15 protein-coding genes are annotated in these 18940 nt (G+C 50.1%); 14 read left to right on the top strand and 1 reads right to left on the bottom strand.

Annotated features, from left to right (window positions below; genetic code table 11):
* The first annotated feature begins 235 nt into the window (after positions 1 to 235).
* The 12 genes from IE117_RS21745 (at position 236) to IE117_RS21690 (ending at position 13130) form a co-directional block, all read left to right on the top strand.
* Positions 236 to 1432 carry a glycosyltransferase family 4 protein gene (locus IE117_RS21745; protein ID WP_189567208.1) on the top strand — a complete coding sequence of 399 codons (1197 nt, stop codon included), beginning with the start codon at positions 236 to 238 and terminating at the stop codon, positions 1430 to 1432.
* Positions 1429 to 2580, top strand: a complete 1152-nt coding sequence (locus tag IE117_RS21740) for a glycosyltransferase family 4 protein (RefSeq protein ID WP_189567206.1) — start codon at positions 1429 to 1431, stop codon at positions 2578 to 2580. The genes IE117_RS21745 and IE117_RS21740 overlap by 4 nt, the downstream gene beginning before the upstream one ends.
* Positions 2577 to 3893 (top strand): hypothetical protein, encoded by a 1317-nt coding sequence (locus tag IE117_RS21735; protein WP_189567204.1) that lies wholly within the window; start codon positions 2577 to 2579, stop codon positions 3891 to 3893. Before IE117_RS21740 ends, IE117_RS21735 begins: the two co-directional genes overlap by 4 nt.
* Before the next feature lie 5 nt (positions 3894 to 3898).
* The gene (locus IE117_RS21730; RefSeq protein ID WP_189567202.1) at positions 3899 to 4687 is read left to right on the top strand and encodes a class I SAM-dependent methyltransferase; all 789 of its coding nucleotides are present in this window, start codon (positions 3899 to 3901) and stop codon (positions 4685 to 4687) included.
* Between the two features lie 13 nt (positions 4688 to 4700).
* Positions 4701 to 5243, top strand: a complete 543-nt coding sequence (locus tag IE117_RS21725; protein WP_189567200.1) for an acyltransferase — start codon at positions 4701 to 4703, stop codon at positions 5241 to 5243.
* Positions 5231 to 6274 (top strand): glycosyltransferase family 4 protein, encoded by a 1044-nt coding sequence (locus IE117_RS21720; protein WP_189567198.1) that lies wholly within the window; start codon positions 5231 to 5233, stop codon positions 6272 to 6274. The genes IE117_RS21725 and IE117_RS21720 overlap by 13 nt, the downstream gene beginning before the upstream one ends.
* Entirely contained in the window at positions 6271 to 7374 is a 1104-nt protein-coding gene (wecB, locus tag IE117_RS21715) for a non-hydrolyzing UDP-N-acetylglucosamine 2-epimerase (RefSeq protein ID WP_189567196.1), read from the top strand. The genes IE117_RS21720 and wecB overlap by 4 nt, the downstream gene beginning before the upstream one ends.
* Positions 7371 to 8630 (top strand): hypothetical protein, encoded by a 1260-nt coding sequence (locus IE117_RS21710; RefSeq protein WP_189567194.1) that lies wholly within the window; start codon positions 7371 to 7373, stop codon positions 8628 to 8630. Before wecB ends, IE117_RS21710 begins: the two co-directional genes overlap by 4 nt.
* Positions 8627 to 9679 (top strand): glycosyltransferase family protein, encoded by a 1053-nt coding sequence (locus tag IE117_RS21705; RefSeq protein ID WP_189567192.1) that lies wholly within the window; start codon positions 8627 to 8629, stop codon positions 9677 to 9679. The genes IE117_RS21710 and IE117_RS21705 overlap by 4 nt, the downstream gene beginning before the upstream one ends.
* The gene (locus IE117_RS21700) at positions 9676 to 10785 is read left to right on the top strand and encodes a glycosyltransferase family 4 protein (RefSeq protein WP_189567190.1); all 1110 of its coding nucleotides are present in this window, start codon (positions 9676 to 9678) and stop codon (positions 10783 to 10785) included. The genes IE117_RS21705 and IE117_RS21700 overlap by 4 nt, the downstream gene beginning before the upstream one ends.
* Positions 10782 to 12026, top strand: coding sequence for an O-antigen ligase family protein (locus tag IE117_RS21695; protein ID WP_189567188.1), 1245 nt, complete (start codon positions 10782 to 10784; stop codon positions 12024 to 12026). Before IE117_RS21700 ends, IE117_RS21695 begins: the two co-directional genes overlap by 4 nt.
* 336 nt (positions 12027 to 12362) lie before the next feature.
* Complete coding sequence (locus IE117_RS21690) at positions 12363 to 13130, top strand: TerC family protein (protein ID WP_189567186.1); 768 nt, start codon at positions 12363 to 12365, stop codon at positions 13128 to 13130.
* 76 nt (positions 13131 to 13206) lie between these two features.
* Here the strand turns inward: IE117_RS21690 and IE117_RS21685 are convergent, their stop codons facing one another.
* The gene (locus tag IE117_RS21685; RefSeq protein ID WP_189567184.1) at positions 13207 to 14868 is read right to left on the bottom strand and encodes a pseudouridine synthase; all 1662 of its coding nucleotides are present in this window, start codon (positions 14866 to 14868) and stop codon (positions 13207 to 13209) included.
* Positions 14869 to 15160: 292 nt separating this feature from the next.
* Here IE117_RS21685 and IE117_RS21680 point away from each other — a divergent pair, with 292 nt between their 5' ends.
* Positions 15161 to 17125, top strand: coding sequence for an acetoacetate--CoA ligase (locus tag IE117_RS21680; RefSeq protein ID WP_189567590.1), 1965 nt, complete (start codon positions 15161 to 15163; stop codon positions 17123 to 17125).
* A gap of 51 nt (positions 17126 to 17176) precedes the next feature.
* Positions 17177 to 18871, top strand: coding sequence for a S41 family peptidase (locus tag IE117_RS21675; RefSeq protein ID WP_189567182.1), 1695 nt, complete (start codon positions 17177 to 17179; stop codon positions 18869 to 18871).
* Positions 18872 to 18940: the final 69 nt, after the last annotated feature.

Here is an 18940-nt window from a genome sequence, read left to right as displayed (position 1 = left end):
TAGATTAACTATTCGGATCAACAGTTTAACATTTGATAAAAATATTGTTATCACAGGAAAACAAGAAGGCATTTCACTTCTTCACCCCTGCGGGTTGGCAGCTATCGGGCTGACTCCTCTGGGATGCATTGACTGCACATGGCAACTTACTCTATTAACCGCTGACCGCACGGGTGCCCCCATCCTCCGGTGTAAGAGGGCGGAAATTTAATTAATTAACTCAGCTATCAATAACATGAATATACTCCTGGTTTTGCCTTCTCTGCTCATTGGGGGTGCTGAGGTGTTTGCGGTAAGGCTGGCCAATAAACTGGCCGAACGCAATCACCGGGTTTTTCTTTTGATGTTAAGTCCTGATGTTCAATCAGATCTTTTGGCAGAAAGAGTGTTTCCGCAGGTTCGGATTGTGAATTTTAGGGAAAAACTGTCACTGGGACAAACCATCTTGTTCAAAACCCTATACACCCTCACCCAACGCCATGTGGCGTGGTACGAGAAGGTACTTTTTGAAAGGAAGAAAATAAAGGCTAAAAAACTAAGTGATTTTCTTGAAAAGTTTTGTAGAGAGGAGAACATTCATGCCATCAACAGCCACCTCTCTCTGGCCGATTGGTCAGTGGCACACTACTTCTGGGTAAAACCCAGGAAACAGAAATTTATAGTATCCATGCACGGATGCTACAACCGAAAGGAACGCCAAACCGAACAGCTCCTTCAGCGGCTCGAAAGGAACAATGACAAGGTATTTCAAGCAGTTGACCATATTGTATTGTTAACCCCAAAAAACGCGATTCCCTTACAGAATGTATCCCTGAAAAACGCCCCTCTCTATATACCGCTTGGATTTGAAAAACCATCTTCTTTACCACTAAAAAAATCCTCAGAATACGATATGACTTTCGGACTCGTATCCAGAGCAGTAGAGCGTAAGGGATGGGAGGAAGCCATCATGGCTACCATTCAGGTTCGGAACGCCGGCGTCAATTGCCGATTGATGCTGGTAGGTGCGGGAGAATACCAGGAAAGGCTTATGGAGAAATTCGGGCATCTGGATTTTATCCAGTTTGTGGGAGCCTCCGCCCAGGTGCTTAATTGGGTAAATCAGTTCGACTTGGGGCTATTTACTTCGTACATCGAAAGCGAGAGCTACCCCAATACGGTAATCGAATACCTTGCCTGCGGCAAACCGGTCATAGGTACCGATATTGGAGAGGTCAAAAACATGATCAGTACTCCTGACGGACAGCTTGCTGGTCAGTTGTTGACCTATGATCCTTTGGGGATATCGGTGGAGGAACTCGCTGATTGTCTGCTGAGGTACGCTCGTGAAGAAAAGCTATTGCAGGAACATAGTACATTAGCGGAAGACGCCTTTCGAAAATTTGACATGAACCAGTGCGTTGCTGCCTACGAGGCTATTTATCAGTCATGAAATCCAAAAAGCACGTACTGGTATTATCCCCAAGGCCAAATCAAGGAGGAGCGGCCCAGGTACTGCTAAACCTACTGCATGAATGGTCCACCGAAGCATCTCCCTTAAAGTTTTTATTTCTTTTTGAGGAAAGCGGGCCTGCCCTAGCTACTTTTCAGGCGTATGGGTCTGTGTGTATTTTTCCAATCGAACAGTATCCCTTAATCAAAAAAATATTAATTCGCCTATCCCCAAGGCTGTATCGTTACCTAAAGCAGTTATATGCCGGGTGGGTTATAAGGGGTCAAAAGCCTGCGCTGCTGTACGTCAATTCCATGACCCACACTCCCGCCGTGCGGGCTGCCGTTTCGTCGTCGGTGCCCCTGATCCTGCACGCACATGAGCTCGAATTTCAGGTCGTCAATCGCCTGTCCGAAGCCTGGATATACAAGGTACTACACCGGAGTAGCCGTATCATTGCCTGCGCCCAGGCCGTGGCCAATTTCTACTCGAATACCTACGCTGTGCCGGCAGAAAAGATAACGGTACTGCACGGGCCGGTCAACCTGCAACGACTGGTAAACAACTCCCCGAAAGCGCCAGCAGCAAGATCCCCGCTGCCGGATACCGTGGTACTAGGGGTAGTGGCAAATTTGTACTACCTCAAAGGCCCTGACCTGCTGATAGAAGCCATGGTAAAGGTACTAGAAGCTTATGGCGGTTCCTTGAAGCTCTGTTGGCTAGGTGCCCCAAAACAAGACACTCCTTACCTCCTTGCTATCCGAAAGCTGATCCAATCGAAAGGACTTTCGGATTACATTGATATACAGCCGGCCTCTTCCCAAACAGCCGCTTTCTACCAAAACCTAGATATTTTTGTCCTCCCTTCACGCACAGAAGCCTTTCCATTGGTGATATTGGAAGCTATGCTTTTCGAGAAGCCCGTAGTAGCCATGGATGTGGGAGGGATACGAGAGGTGGTTGATTCAAAAACTGGATATCTCGTTAAAGATCGTACCCCTGAAGGCTTAGCGCGAGGAATAATGCATTTTGTTAAAGATAAGAAGTTGCGTCGTCAAACAGGAAAAAATGGACGTATGCGGGTTTTAAATAACTTCGAGGCAGAAATACAGACCCCCAAGTGGCTGGAAATACTGGAAAACCTATGAAAATTGCGTTCGTAGTTTCTTTCTTCGACTTCCGTAACGACGTAAGGCGCGTGATTGCGGAGGTAGCCAAGCAGCATGAAGTCGTTGTCCTGGGCAACCCCGGGCAAGTCAGTGCTATCGAAAGCCACTTGCCGGCTGGCGTTGAATTTAGAATTATCCGGGAGCGGAAGGTTACGGCTTGGAACCGGGTCTGGGAGCGGGCATATTTGTTATTCAAGCAGATACCCAAGAGTGAGAACAACTACTATTTGATGCAGCTTTTCCTCGCCTCCAACGCAGCAACCAAGGCGCAGCAAGGCAAAGCCCTCCGTATACTTCGATGGACAAAGCGGCTGCCCAAAATTCTGCCCTACGATAACTATTTAGATAAATTACAATACAGCAGCAAAACCCAGCTGGATGATATTGATCAGTTTATACTCTACACCTCTATTGCAGATGATTACCTGCTGGCTAGGTTGTTAAGAGAAAATAGGACGGCAAAGGTGTATGTATATAGCTGGGATCACGCTTGTAAGAATCCCCGGTTCTCAAAACGGGTCGAATATCTGTGCTGGTCGGAGGGAACCAAAGAAGATGTGGTTGAACTTCACGGGGTGCCTCCGTCCCAAATCCGGGTAGTTGGAGCAAGTCAGTTCTGCTATATTCACGAATTTCTGGCCTGCGAACAGTCACTCACTCGTTCTTTTCCCTTCGACTACATTTACTTTGGCTGCGCAGTGGGCATCCCGGAGTTGGCGCGGCAGGAGGTCGAAGTTATCAGGCGCGTCGCGGAAGTAATGGCTGAATGTCGTCCCGAACTGACACTCGTTGTCAGGCCCTATCCGGTCATGAAGGATTGGAGGCTCTACGATGAAATTCGCCAACTTCCCAACTTGATTTTTGACGAAGATTTTCGTAACGCCGACCTGTCGGTGGCTGAGAACGCCATTCGTGAGAAGTTTGAGAAGATTCATTTTGCGCAGGCCTTTTTTCACTTGGGTACTACGATGGGATTGGAAGCCTGCTTTACCGAGACGCCCTCTTTTATACTTGATTTTGGGTATGAGACAACCAGAGGATTAAGTCTATACAATTTTATTCACCAATACCAGAACGACCGACATTTGATTAATTTGGCCTCTCAGAATGCCATTACCAGTGAAGCAGAATTAAGTACCATACTCGGTAATTTGGTAGACCCGATTTTTTTGGAACTCAATAAGCGAGTGCAAAGTCAGTACCGCTTGCAGTCGTTTTTCGAATTTTGTACCCGACTCACAGATATCAACCCCACACTGACCGGTGACGCTCACCGGGTGACCCGAATCTGAACCGAATGGAACAACAGACTGCGAGGAAGAAATACAGGGAGTTAAGCCGGATTGACGGCTGGTTTGCGGAAGAAGCCGCAATGCTGATATCCCTGCTGGATACTGTGCAAAGACACAATCAAATTAAAGGCGATCTTTTTGAGGTTGGAGTACATCACGGCAAAAGCACGCTGTTTTTTTACCATCTTTTGGTCGGAAGCGAACAACTGCGGGTCTGCGACCTTTTTGGCAATCAGGGTGACAACGTATCGCTTTCGGGCTCCGGCGACAAGCAAAAATTTCTTGCCAACTGCGCCAGGTACATCGGAGATAACTCAATCAAAATTTTTGAAAAACTATCAAGTGAGTTGACAGTACAGGAAATTGGTGCTGGCTATCGTATGTTTCACGTGGACGGAGGGCATTCATTTGAGGAAGCCCTGGCTGACCTCGAGTTAGCAGCCCAGGCTATTCGGGAGGATGGAATCATTATCCTTGACGACCCATTCCGTAGCGAGTGGCCGGGCGTGACTGAGGCGGCCATTGAGTTCTTAAAGAATTCACCGCAGGTTTCGCCTTTGGTGGTCGGATTCAATAAACTGATTTTGGTAAACCATACCTGTTTCGATATGTACAGCACAGCGCTGGATGATCAGTCCAACAGAACGAAGCACGGTTTAGGATTCCCCTGGGCATATAAAAAAATGGCTCTTGTCGGAAAAGATCTGCGTTGTTTTTATATGCCTACCTCTCTGCAAAACCCCTCTTTGAAATTGCGGATTTACAGCTTTTTAAAACGTTGGGGAGTGAAGTAACCCTTCTAATTCCATGAAATCGATAGCCATCGCCCTTTTCGCCCTAAAAGACTATTTGTTTCGGGAATGGATTATGTATATTCCATTCTATTCAGTAAGAAAATTCTTTCTGGCGTTTACGGTAAAACACCTTGGGGCTCAGTGCTTCTTTGCTATAGGGGTAGAAGTGAGAAATGGTCAAAATATTTCCGTAGGCACGGGGGCAGTGATTAACAAAAAAGTACTTCTGGACGGAAGGGGGGGGCAAATAAATATTGGCAGCAATGTGGATATCGCCCAGGAAGTGAACATCTGGACTTTATCACATGATCCCCATGATGATAATTACGGAACTTTGGGAGGAGATGTAATCATTGAAGATTATGTGTGGGTTGCTTCGAGGGCAACTATTTTGCCTGGCGTCACCCTCGCGAGGGGGTGTATCGTGGCTTCGGGCAGTGTCGTGACCAAAAGCGTTCCGCCCATGACGATCGTTGCGGGAGTCCCGGCCCAAAAAATCGGTCTCCGAAGAAGTAACCTGAGGTACAAGTTCAATCATCAGCCGTGGTTCCGATAGCTCCCACCATCGCCTGCCTGCCCGTAGCCGGGCCGGATAACCCCTATCAGCAGCTGATGATAGCGGGCCTGAACAGAGGCGGGACATTGAAGGCAATTAATGGAGTAGACAGCAAGTTTTTGGGTATTATTCTCACCGTTATAAAATTCCGCCCCACCTACCTGCACTTCGACTGGATCGTTTCCTATTACTACCGCCGCTCGCTCTGGCTCACTTTGCTCAGCGTTCCTCTCTTTTGTGGCCAGATCCTGCTGGCCCGGGCGCTCGGTACTAAGCTAGTCTGGACGCTACACAATGTACTTCCCCATGATGCTACCTACCTAGGTATTCACCGCTTTTGCCAAAGGTTTTTGGCCCGGCGCTGTGTTTGGGTGCGGGTTTTTGCGCAAAGTACGGTATCCAGAGCAGCCGCTGAACTTCACGTTTCCGAAAGCAAGTTTCGTGTGGTGCCGGAGGGCGATTACACGAGTAGCTATCCCGGTACTGTCAGCAGGGAAGAGGCTCGGGAACGAATGCAGTTGCCTTCTTCGGCAAGAATTTTCCTGTATTGCGGCTTGATTAAGCCTTACAAAGGAGTTTTGGAACTAGTCAGGTACTTTAAGGATATTGAGCAACCCCAACTTATCCTGCTGATAGCGGGTAGGGTTATGGATAGCGAATACGGCAAAACGATTGAAGAAAACCTGTCTCCCAACATCATTTTTATAGATGAGTTCATCGCTAATAGTGAACTGCAGTACTACTTCCGGGCAGCGGACATGGTGGTACTTCCGTTCCGGAACATCGAAAATTCGGGTTCGCTGATCATGGCTATGGGTTTTGCCAAGCCTATCATAGCGCCCCGGCAGGGCGTAGTGCTGGATAGGCTGCGTCAGCAGGATGAATGGCTGTACAGCACCGATGACGAGCTACGGGAAAAGCTGCGAATGGCAGCGATTGCCCCTAACCAATCACTGGAAGCAGCAGGAAATCGTAACTTTACGAATTTGGCAAGCTTTGCCTGGGAAGATTTCGCCACCCTGTTTACATGAAAGTACTCACCGTATTCGGCACCCGACCCGAAGCCATCAAGATGGCTCCGCTGGTGAAAGTCCTGCATGACTCGCCTGCCGTTGAGCAGAAAGTATGCTCTACCGGACAACACCGCGAGATGCTCGAACCGATCATGAGTTTCTTCGATATTGAAGCTGACTTTAACCTTGATATCATGCAGCCGGGTCAGGATCTGACGGACATCACCTCGCGGATTTTGTTGGGAATGCGCGGTGTGCTGCAAGAGTTTCAGCCGGATTGGGTCCTGGTACACGGAGATACTACTACGGCTCTGGCTGCCACGCTGGCCGCTTTCTACGCGGGAGTTAAAGTGGGTCATGTGGAGGCGGGCCTCCGAACGGGTAGTTTGTACGCTCCTTTCCCCGAGGAAGCCAACCGTTTGCTGGTGGATCGTCTGGCGTCAGCTTATTTTGCTCCCACGCAGCGTAATGCGGACAACTTACTGAGAGAAGGCGTTGCCAGTAGCCGCATCTTGATTACGGGCAATACGGTGGTTGACGCACTGTTGTGGGCTACGGAAAAAGTGAAAGGATTTTCGGAGCAAGTACCTTCTGGAATTCAGACAGCTTTTGAAAACAACGCCCGGGTTCTGCTGGTCACGGGCCACCGCCGTGAGAATTTTGGGAAAGGGTTCAGGCAAATTTGCGCCGCTTTGCGTACCCTGGCAGGTCGTTTTCCCGACCTGAACATCGTTTACCCCGTTCACCTGAATCCTCAGGTGCAGAAACCTGTGCTAGAGTACCTTTCTGATCTTCCTAATATATTGCTGGCGGCCCCGATGGAATACCCCGATTTCGTTTTTGCCATGAAATCAAGCGGACTTATTCTTACAGATTCGGGCGGCATACAGGAGGAAGCGCCTTCGCTGGGCAAGCCCGTGCTGGTAATGCGCGACACGACCGAACGCCCCGAAGCCCTGGAAGCCGGAGCGGTACAGTTGGTGGGGGCAGATGAGGATCGCATTGTGGCAGCGGTGGAAAACTGGTGGACAGACAAACCTTTGGTAATGGCCGCGAATCCTTATGGGGATGGGCAATCGAGCAGTAGGATTTCCGACTACTTGTTGAACAACGGATGATGCCCCAACGAAAATATAGGATTTACCAGACGGGTGCTGTACTGCTAATGATATTGGCTCTTTATTGGTCTTTTTATCAGTGGAGAGGACAGCGCATGGGTACCAACTGGATGGCTCCTTTCATGTCGGCGGCGCAAAACCTGCGACCAGGGGAGCGAGTATTTCTCATTGACTTGTCGGACATAAGGAAATTCAAGGCCTTAGATGATGTGGTATCTGAGGACGGTTACAGGTTCCAGAAGTCTAGCAATCTGCAACCCTACATATATGATCCAATCGGCTATCCTTATCTTATCAAAGCCGCCACTTTGATCTTTCCATGGGCGGGACATCAATTGGCTATCATTTTATTCCAATGTCTGGTTCACCTGATTCTGTGCTGGTGCGTGCTCTCGGAGCAGAAGCTGTCCAGGAATTTCCGGATTTTATTTCTGATTCTGTACGCCCTGAATCCCATCGTGCTGAGGTTCGTAACCTTCAATCATTATTATTTCTGGCAGGCGATCCCCTCCTTTTGGCTACTGTTTCTTGCCTTAGACATTAGGCAAAAAATCGGTTGGCTGCTGCTGATGGGCACGCTGCCCTTTGTGTTGCTTGCCAGACCCACCACTATTTTTATCGCCATCGCCTGCCTGGTGGCACTTTATCGTCATTGGTCAGGCAAATGGGCAATTGCTTATACCCTTTTAGTCATGTTGCTGGTTGGCTGGCTATATGTACCCAACCAGAAAAATCCGTGGCATACGATGTACGTCGGTATAGGTGGCTACGAAAACCCTTACGGTATAGTCCTCAGCGACGAGTCAGCCTATTCGCTATATGAGCGGGAAACGAAAGTACCCCTAAGTGCTTCCGTCGGCAACAACTATTTTGATCCGGTTGTGCAGCGACAATACCGTTCCATCACTAAAGAGGCGTACCTGTCAGTGTTGCGGAAAAATACCTTACTGCTCGCCAAGAATGCAGCTGCTTATTTTTTCGGTGCTTTTAGCTTAGGGTATGTGAACAAAGGAGCTGACTGGCTCAACTACCTTGTTTCCGCCAGCGGTTTGGTATTTTTTCTTTGGTTATTGCTTCGCAAAAAATACCAGCTACTGCTGTGGATGGTTCTTAGCGTGGCAGGCTTTGTTTTTTATTATCCACCCATCCAGTCTTACATGTATGGAAATTATTTGCTACTGGTTTGGGGATTTATTGCGCTAGTGGAACCATCGCTTTCCACTTTTTTGGCTAAAAAAAGCCGTGACCCGTCATGAAGCCACGCATCCTCTATCTTTCCTTCAACGACGGCTCCGATATGCGGATCAATAAGGAGGTTCGGACGCTCAACCAGATAGCGAGGGTAGAGCTGATGGCGCTTGGCCCTGACCCCGCCCAGTGTTTCGTGGCTTCAGATGTAGACACTTTGCATTTCGTAAAGGGTGAGCGCACATCGCCAGGTACTTTGTTTCGTTACTTTGCCAGGAGCTCCTTTCTGCTTGCCTTCCGGCGCTATGATTCAGTACATATAATCAACGAACCACAGCTTCTGGTACTTTGGCCTTTGTTGTGGCTGCAAAAACGCGTGGTATTGGATATATTCGATTCCATTTTTCTACGGAAAAATCAGCCGGGTAATCAGTTGAGCTGGTTAAAAAAGCTTGTGTATGCTCCCGTCGGGCTTTGCATCGTTACGGATGAAAACCGCCTGAAACTCTTGCCCGATTTTATGAAAAAAAAAGGCAGTATCGTTCCAAACTACCCTTACTACCAGACGAGCCTGCCCCCGAAAGAACGGACTGCCGGGCTAACCCTGCTGTATTATGGCTGGTTGGGCGAACAGCGGGGTACGATGACCGTACGGTCCCTGTTAGCCGCTGACCCTGCTTTGAAAGTAATTATGGCGGGTTGGCTGGCCGACGAATCCTCCCGCTTATTGACGCAGCACCCCCGCGTGGAGTGGCTGGGTGTAATACCGCAGGCCGAAGCGACCAAAATCGCTGCCCGGCGGGCCGACTATATTCTTTGCGTGTACGCCCCTATCAACGACAACAACATCAACGCCAGCCCCAACAAGATTTACGATGCCATCCAGACCCGTACACCCGTTATTATCAACGCCGAAGTGAAGGTTTCCGACTTTGTCAGAGATACCAGAATCGGTTACGTTCTACCCCGCTACAAAGTAGAAGATTACGCACAGGTAGCTGACGCGCTACTTCATCAGCGCGAATCTTTTAAATTTGATGAAGAATTGCGGCGATCCTGTACCTGGGAGAGTGTCGAAGGTACCCTGAAAGAAGTTCACAGACTGGATATCTTATGAAAATCCTGTTTTGCACCAACGTCTTCGAGGTAGTCGAGAATGGCCCGGTCAAGTTTGCCAATCTACTGCTTCGGATCAATGACCTGTATCCCGAACACGAACTCCGCATCCTGACCGAAGATATAGTAGAACCCCGTCCGAATGTCCATAAAGTTGTCATTTCTGACTTCTGGAAGTCTTCCCTCCTGAGTCAATTCATACGCATGACGGCTTACCATCGGGCCGCCATGCAGTTGCGCGAAGCATTTCCCTTTGATGTACTGGTGTACAACAATGCCCTCGTCGGGCTATGGAGCGCTTATCGGTTCAGGAAGACGATAGGAATGGTGAATGATGACAATAACCTTACGGCTTCCTGGCGTCACTTGGGCATATCACGAATGGGTGTAAAACGGCATGTGTTCCGGTTCATGGAGAAAGCCGTAGTCTGGCAGGCTGAAAAGATAATCGTGAATTCGGATTATCTGAAAGGCAGGGTTTCAAGAATTTATGGAATTCCTGACCACAAATTGTATCGTCTCTACAAAGCCGTTGAGGTGCCGGCAAAATCACCGACTATGGCAGATATGATCGACCCGTCTGTGCCAATCAGGGTGCTGTTTGTTAAAAATGATTACCAGAGAGGCGGGCTGTTCACACTCACGGAGGCACTTTCGCTATTGCCCTTTGATTTCGTACTCACCATTGTTGGGCCCAATCCGGCCGATCGCGAGAAAATCTTGGCTAATTTAAAGAAGTACCCAAATATTTCGGAGGATTATCTCGGCAAAGTTCCACAGCCTGAGGTTCTGGAAATTTTGAAAAAAAGCCATATCTTTTGTGTCCCTTCACATCAGGAAGCACTGGGCGTGGCCAATCTGGAAGCCATGGCACAGGGAATACCCGTGGTTTCTACCAATGTAGGGGGTATTCCCGAGGTACTTGATCAGGGGAACTGCGGGTGGATGGTTCCGGCGAATGATGCTACGGCTTTGGCCAGAGCCATTGACGAATGTATCCGCCGACCCGATTTGCGAGCTGCCAGGGTTCAAAAGGCCTATGCGCAGGTACGGCGATTTGACCTGAATACCATGTTTGCAAACTTCGTTGACATATTGTCCAGTTGAACTACGCATTGACCCGCCAGGCGGTTTCTCGCGATCTCATATTCCGGCTCCTGTTTCTGAACATGGGGCTGGTAATAGTTGGCTACGCTCTGGGAGTTCTTACGGGCATGGCCAGCGTAGGTCCCATGCGGATCTTGAAGTACAGTGTGCTGTTACTTTCAGTGCTCTTTCTCCTGAATAAGAGTCTGCTCACTCTGCGGCTGTTGGCAAACTACCTACAGGCCGCCATTATACTGAGCGTACTATTCGTTATTTTTGCGCTACTGTCTTCTAACCCGGTAACATCCGTCGTAAGGGTACTTACCTACATTTTCCCTTTCCTGTATGTAGTCTTCTCTGTCGGCTACCTACTGCTGCTTTATCCGACAAGGCAAGTGCTTCATGCCTTTATCAGTGCCATCAACTGGGTTTACTTTATCCCTGTCATAAGCTTCTTCATTACCGGAGGCAGCGTTACGGATACTAACATTTATGACATCTCGGAGACGGGGGATGATACTGCCTTTGTCTCCAACCACTACGGTTGGGCGAGTACGCTTTTCCTGCTGACTGCTCTGGACCTTCTTCGGAACGTTTCGCTGCCTCGGTGGCGTAAACTGATGCTAGTCGTATTCGGCCTGATCGCCGTTTATCTGGTACTTATTTCGGGCAACCGAACGTCGTGGCTGAGCTTAATGATCGTGGCGCTGGTATTCGTCTTCAAGTATCGGAAGATAGCTTTGTATCAGAAAGTCATACTATCCCTTTTGCCTCTCGGGCTTATACTTTACTTACTGCAAGACCCGGATTCGGCCATTAATGCACGATTGGAAAAAACCCGTACACAGCAGAAAAAAGGTGAACCAAGAGCCAAGTCGTCCATGAAAATGATAGCGGTGTTCAACCAGTCACCTGACCTGTGGGTGACGGGTATAGGTGTTTTCAATAAGAAGAGAATTGAATCAATTACGGGCTGGCCTGGCTACCATAACTCTTACTTTGAGGTACTTTTCGGAACAGGTGTTCCTGTTTTTCTCTTTTTCCTTTATCTGATCGTTATCCGGCCAGGCCTACATTACATTCGGTACTTTGCCACCTACTATTTGTTCTTTTTGCCGCTTCTCATCATCCCTTTCTTCGAGAGCAATCTCACGGGCGGACAGTTTCTGTTTTTTCCCTGGTTTATCATGGCTATCCTGATAGGGTACTCACGGGCCTTCGCTAAAATCAGGCTTACTATTGAAAACTTCGTCTTGCCCTAAAGAAACGAAGACCCGAGGAATCCCCGAGCCTTGTTCACACTATACACACACTATTATCTTTATAACATATTGATAGTCAAGTATTTTTGTTAAAATTCTTGAATCTTCATCGTTAAAATAAAATTGGATAAAGAAGCCTCTTGAAATTTGTATGTTCGCAAGGCTTGGGATGATATTACATCAATTACCGTGCCAAAAATCACATTCCTACCCGATAACGAAAAAAATAAAGAATAAATTTCCTGCCGAAAATATTTCTCCCGTAAAGCTTTGGGGCCTGGTAGTTCCGCTGCTAACTTCGGCCTGTTACAAACCATCAAAACTACCATATCCCCAATGGAATCGCTGCTTACTACCGATGCGTTAATCAGTATGCTTACCCTGACCCTACTCGAGGTAGTTTTGGGAATTGACAACATTATTTTCATCTCAATTGTTGCCGGGAAGCTTCCCAAAAATCAGCAAGCAAAAGCGCAGAATTACGGGCTGGGGATCGCCCTGGTGCTTCGCATCGCCCTGCTGTTCGGAATTGGCTGGGTCATAGGCCTGAAAGAAGACCTCTTCGCAGTTTTCGGCCATGGTTTCAGCGGACGTGACCTCATCCTTCTGGGTGGAGGATTGTTTCTACTTTATAGCTCTACCAAGGAGATTCATAACAAGCTACAGGGTGAAACTGAACACCTACCCAACGCTAATGAAGATGAGGCGGCGCCTATCAAAAATGGTGCCATGAATTTTGGCCGCGCCTTAACAGAAATGGCTTTCCTTAATATTATCTTTTCTTTCGATTCCGTGCTGACTGCTGTGGGCCTGACGGACGTCGTGACTATCATGATTATCGCTGTGATTCTTTCGACGGTTATCATGATTGTATTTGCCACTAAAATCGGCAATTTCGTCAATGCGCGGCCCTCCATCAAAATTCTGGCTTTGTCCTTTCTGATTATGATCGGCACCCTCCTTATTGCCGAAGCCTTCCACTACGAGATTCCCAAGGGCTATGCTTATTTCGCGATGGCCTTCTCATTGGGTGTGGAGCTCCTCAACCTGCGCTACGATAAGAAAATCACTCCTCCCGTCAAGCTGCACGATCGTATCGATTGACTTGGCAGGAAACAAGACAAAACCCCGTCTGAGCGCAGGCTCAGACGGGGTTTTGTATGATGAGGCTTCCTTTTCCTTACAAAAGAAACTTCAACCTGACCACTTCCTTTTCACCCAGAAAACGCCACTTGCCGCGCGGCAGGTCCTTTTTGCTAAGTCCGGCAAAGATGGTTCGATCGAGTTTTTGAACTTCGTAACCCAGGTGGTCGAAAATCCGGCGTACAATACGATTTTTGCCGCTGTGGATCTCGATTCCCACCACCATCGCGTCGGGCGTGACGATACCTAACTCATCGGGCTTGATGAAGCCGTCTTCCAACTCAACGCCTTCTTTCAATGTCTCGAAGTCCTCGGTAGTCATGGGTCTGTCGAGCTCAACCTGGTAAATTTTCTTGATGTTGCTCGATGGGTGCGTGAGTTTCTTAGCCAGTTCGCCGTCGTTGGTCAGCAGTAGAAGTCCGGTGGTGTTCCGGTCGAGCCGGCCCACCGGGTAGATGCGTTGTTCGCAGGCTCCGGCCACCAAATCCATGATCGTGCGACGCTCTTCAGGGTCCTCGGTAGTCGTAATATAGTCCTTGGGCTTGTTGATGAGCAGGTACACCAATTTCTCGGGATTCAGTAGTTTCTTACCGTACTTCACGGCATCGGAACGCTTCACCTTGAATCCCATTTCGGTTACGACCTCGCCGTTGACCGTGATTTGCCCGGAGGCGATCAGTTCGTCAGCCTCACGGCGCGAGCAAATACCCGCGTTGGCGATGTATCGATTGAGGCGCAGAACGTCGTCGTCCTGGTGCTTCTTGAAATCTTCTTTTTTGCGTGAATTGGGCTTTTTATCTTCGTAATCGCTAAAATCATAGCGGGGTGGACGGCTGAATTTGCCTACCCGGCGGCTCTCGCCCTCACTGGCTTGCTTCTCTTTTTCGGCCTGCTCCCGGCGATCCACCCGCGGATTGTAACGTTCTTTAGACTCAGGGCGGCTGCCGCGTGGTGACCGCTCCTCGCGGGCTGGACGGGCGCTCTCGCGCTCACCGCGGCGGTCTTCCTCCCTGTCATCAGAACGGGAAAGAAAAGCATCGCTGGATTTGACATCGCGGCGACCCGGACGTGCACGATCACCGCTTGGGCGGTTGCGGTCGATGCGCGGGTCACGACGTGGTGAGGCGTCGCCAGATGCGTCTTCGTAACGGTTTCTCTCGAATTTAGTAGGTTGGTAGTCAGGAGATTTTAGCCTTTCAACATCGGATTTTTTCAGGGTCGGTTTATTGAAAACCCGCTCCGTTTTATTGCTGGCGCGCTTAGGCTTGTAAGCGCTTTCCTCGCGACGTGGTTTCCGCTCATCGTCACGTCGGGGCTTGTAAGCGGCTTCATCTTGCCGGGGCCTGCGCTCATCGTCGCGGTCACGGGAAGGTCGAGCGGACGAATAGCGGGGGTTCTCTTTCTTCTCAGGCCGGTCGTTGTCTCGGCCAAGCTTGCTGTCCTTATCAGCTTGATCATTGTCGCGCCGTGCCTTCGGCTCATCGGTGCGGCTGGGTTTGGGGGTATCGTCACGGCGGGGCTTTTTGCCTTCGCTAAGCTCGGGAAAAGCCTCCGAGAGCCGGGTGTATTTTTTCTTGCCTCCCGTCTTGGCCGGGCCTTTTTGCGCCGGGCGGTCGTTTTTGGGTTCACCCCACTCCGGCTTTTCTTTCGTTGGGCGCTGGAATTTGGGGTCTTTAAGGAAGTCGTTTCGTTTTTTCATAGGAATGCAGTATCACTACTGGATGTTGGCTCCTCTCGCCCAACTTTCAACGGGCTTTGGATTCTGAATAAAAATAAAATGGTTGTTTTACAAAATTTGATCGAATGGCGGGACTGACAGTCAGAAAATTACCCGGCACTTGCCAAACGAAATGCAAAGGTAAGGTATTTTCCGCGCTACATGATTTTCTCTTTTTATTACCCTAAAAATGAATGCCGGACGTTACTATCTACTATAATACCGCCTAAACCTTGAACGGCACGGACCGCTCCGTATGAACGAAAAACCCAAGATGTCCCCGACCCCACCGCTATGGGAACCCAGCCGGGCTTTTAAGGACCAATCCAATCTGAAGCATTATATCGACTGGCTTTTTGTAAAGAAAGGCCTGTTTTTCCGCGATTATCACGATTTGTGGGAATGGTCGGTCACCGATGTGGAGGATTTATGGGAAAGTATCTGGCATTATTTTGACCTGAAATCCCACGATACCTACTTCGAGGTGCTGCGCAAAAGCGACGACGATATGATCGGCACCAAATGGTTCACGCGCGCGACGCTCAACTACGCCGAACACATCTTTCGGCAAAAGACCAAAGATCGCCCTGCTTTGTTGTTTCAGTCCGAGCGGCAGCCGCTTACCGAAATTTCCTGGGCCGAGTTGGAAAAAGACGTAGCTGCCGTAGCAACCTGGTTTCGCAAGCGCGGCGTGCAACCCGGTGATCGCGTAGCCGCCGTACTGCCCAATATTCCGCAGGCGGTGGTAGCTTTTCTGGCCACTAACGCCGTGGGAGCCGTGTGGTCGAGTTGTTCGCCTGACTTCGGCGAGGCCAGTATCCTGGATCGCTTCGCGCAAATCGAACCCAAAGTCCTGATCGTAGCCGATGGCTATCAGTACAATGGCCGTTCCTACGACAAAACCGCCGGCTTCCGCCAGCTATTATCTCAATTGCCCAGCGTAAAACTACCCGTGCTGGTGCCCTACCTCAACGCCGATGCGCAAATGGAAGGGACAGTGTCGTGGAACGACGTGCTGCATAGCCCTACCATTGGTCTGGATTTCGAAGCCGTGCCCTTCGATCATCCGATTTGGGTACTTTATTCTTCGGGCACCACGGGCAAGCCCAAGGCCATCACCCACGGCGTGGGCGGCTGCCTGCTGGAACATCTGAAAGCACTGAGCCTGCACCAGAACGTGAAGCCCGGAGACCGCTATTTCTGGTACTCCACCACGGGCTGGATGATGTGGAATTACGCCCTGGCTTCCCTGCTCACGGGAGCCACACTGGTCGTGTACGATGGAGCGCCCGCTTTCCCGACACTCAACGTGCTATGGACACTGGCCGAAAAAGCGGGTATCAATCACTTTGGCGGCGGGGCGGCCTATTTTATCGCCTGCCGGAAAGCCAACCTCAGCCTGCCTTCCGAGCGGCTGAAGCATTTGATTTCCGTCGGCTCCACGGGGTCTCCCCTCACCCCCGATGCCTACACCTGGATTTACCAGTCGGTCCGTAAAGATGTGTGGCTCATCTCGCTGAGCGGCGGCACCGATGTGTGCAGTGCTTTTGTGGGGGGGAATCCGCTGCTGCCTGTTTATGCGGGCGAGATCCAGTGCCGCATGCTGGGCTGTAAGCTGGAAGCCTTCGACGACAACGGGCGGCCTGTCGTGGATCAACTCGGCGAAATGGTAATTCTGGAACCTATGCCTTCCATGCCACTCTTTTTCTGGAACGACCCTGGTGATGAACGCTACCGCCACAGCTACTTCGAAAACTACCCCGGTGTATGGCGACATGGCGACTGGATCAAAATCACGCCGCGTGGCTCGGTGGTTATTTTTGGCCGCTCCGACGCTACGCTGAACCGCGGGGGCATCCGTATCGGAACTGCCGAGGTGTACAGTGCGGTTGAAAGTCTCCCCGAGATCAGGGATAGCCTGGTGGTGTATCTGGAATACGAGGACGGCACGGGCGATATGCCTTTGTTTGTGGTTTTAAAAGAGGAAGGGAGCCTGACCGATGAACTACGCCAGCGCATTGTCTCTGCCCTGCGAAGCCAGTTTAGTCCCCGGCATGTCCCTGACCGCATCGAGCAAATCTCCGAAGTACCCTACACCATCAGTGGCAAAAAACTGGAAGCTCCGGTAAAGAAAATCCTTATGGGACATGATTCCGCCCGTGTCGCCAGCCGCGACACTATGCGGAATCCCGAAGCCCTGGACGTATTTGTAACGATGGCGGCCAAAGCCCGGGTCTGACAGGCAACGTTTCAAAATATTTTGCGTTATTTAGAATAAAAACCCGACCTCATGCAAGAACCTACGCCCCAAAAACCGATAAAAAACTCACCGCAGACAGTCCGCCTGCCCATCGTAATCAGCCTGACGCTCGCCGCCGGGATGCTGATGGGAGCCGTCTTTTTCAGTGGTGGCAAGAGCCTCACCGATACAGCCAAAGGCTACGCAAAATTCCGTGAGGTACTGATGCTGGTGGAAAACAATTATGTGGATTCCGTGGATACCGACGAATTGGTGGATTACTCCATCCACAAAATGTTGGAAAAGCTTGACCCGCACACATCGTATTTCGCCGCTGAGGAAGCCACCGCTGCCCGCTCGCAGTTGGAGTCGGGTTTCGATGGCATCGGGGTAGAATTCAATATTTATAATGATACGGTTTACGTGGTCAGTCCGCTGAGCGGCGGGCCTTCCGAAACGGTGGGTATCCAGAGTGGCGACCGCCTTCTTAAGGTGAACGGTGAGGAACTGTCTGGTCCTGGTGCTACCAATGCCAGGGTTTTCAAGTTGCTTCGTGGCAAGCGCGGCACGGAGGTGAATATTCTGGTCGGACGCACGGGCCTGAAAGAGCCGATGACCTTCGACATCATCCGCGACCGCATCCCGACCTACTCGGTGGACGCTGCCTACATGGTGGATGGGGAAATCGGCTACCTCAAAGTGAGTCGATTCTCGGAAACTACCTACGACGAGTTCAAAACTGCCATGACATCCTTGAAAGGCCAGGGCTTGAAAAAACTCATCCTTGACCTGCGCGGAAATCCCGGTGGCTACATGGAGCGCGCCACGAGCATCGCCGACGAGTTTATTTCCGGCAACAAGCTGCTGGTGTACACCGAAGGGAAGGATAACCGCTACAACCGCAAAACCAACGCCAAGTTAAAAGGCATGTTCGAGGAAGGGCCCGTCATTGTTCTGGCGAACGAGGGCAGCGCCTCGGCTTCCGAAATTCTGGCCGGAGCCTTGCAGGATCACGACCGGGCCCTGGTCGTTGGCCGTCGCACCTTTGGCAAAGGACTCGTGCAAATGCCCATTAAGCTGAACGATGGCTCCGAACTGCGCCTGACGATTTCGCGCTACTATACGCCCAGCGGACGCAGCATTCAGAAACACTACGAACTAGGCAAGGGTGAGGACTATAACAAAGACCTCAGCACCCGTTTTGACAGCGGTGAGTATTTCAGCGCCGATAGCATCAAGTTTGACCCCAAGTTGCGCTACCAGACCGACGGCGGAAGGGCCGTGTACGGCGGCGGCGGCATCATGCCGGATGTTTTCGTGCCGCGGGATACGAGCATGAACAGCAAGTTTTTGTTTGAACTATATGCCAAGAACATCCTCCGGGAATACGCCTTGCGCTACGTTAACGACCACCAGAAGACACTGGGCAAGCAGGATTTTAATGAATTTCTCAAAAAATTCACCGTTACCGACGCCATGCTGAAAGAGTTGGTTCAGGATGCCAAAAAAGCAGGCATCAAACCAAAGGAGGAGGACCTGGCGCGTTCTAAACCCTTGATTCTGGCCCAAACCAAAGGGTACATTGGGCGCTACCAGTGGGGACGTCAACGCAAGGATGGCCTGAATAATGAAATTTTCCAGGTACTTAACCCGACCGACAACGTTTTTCAGGAAGCACTGCGGCAGTTCGGGAAGGCCGCTGATCTGGAACGGGGGGATTTTAGTAGTTTGAATGTGGAGAAGTAAGGTGATATATTTTTTTGAAAAGAAAGCCCTCACTACGTAGTGAGGGCTTTCTTGTGGGGTAGGATATTA

It is taken from the genome of Persicitalea jodogahamensis (assembly GCF_014651615.1).
In the GTDB taxonomy this organism is placed as follows: domain Bacteria; phylum Bacteroidota; class Bacteroidia; order Cytophagales; family Spirosomataceae; genus Persicitalea; species Persicitalea jodogahamensis.
This window is presented reverse-complemented; position numbering and strand designations above follow the sequence as displayed.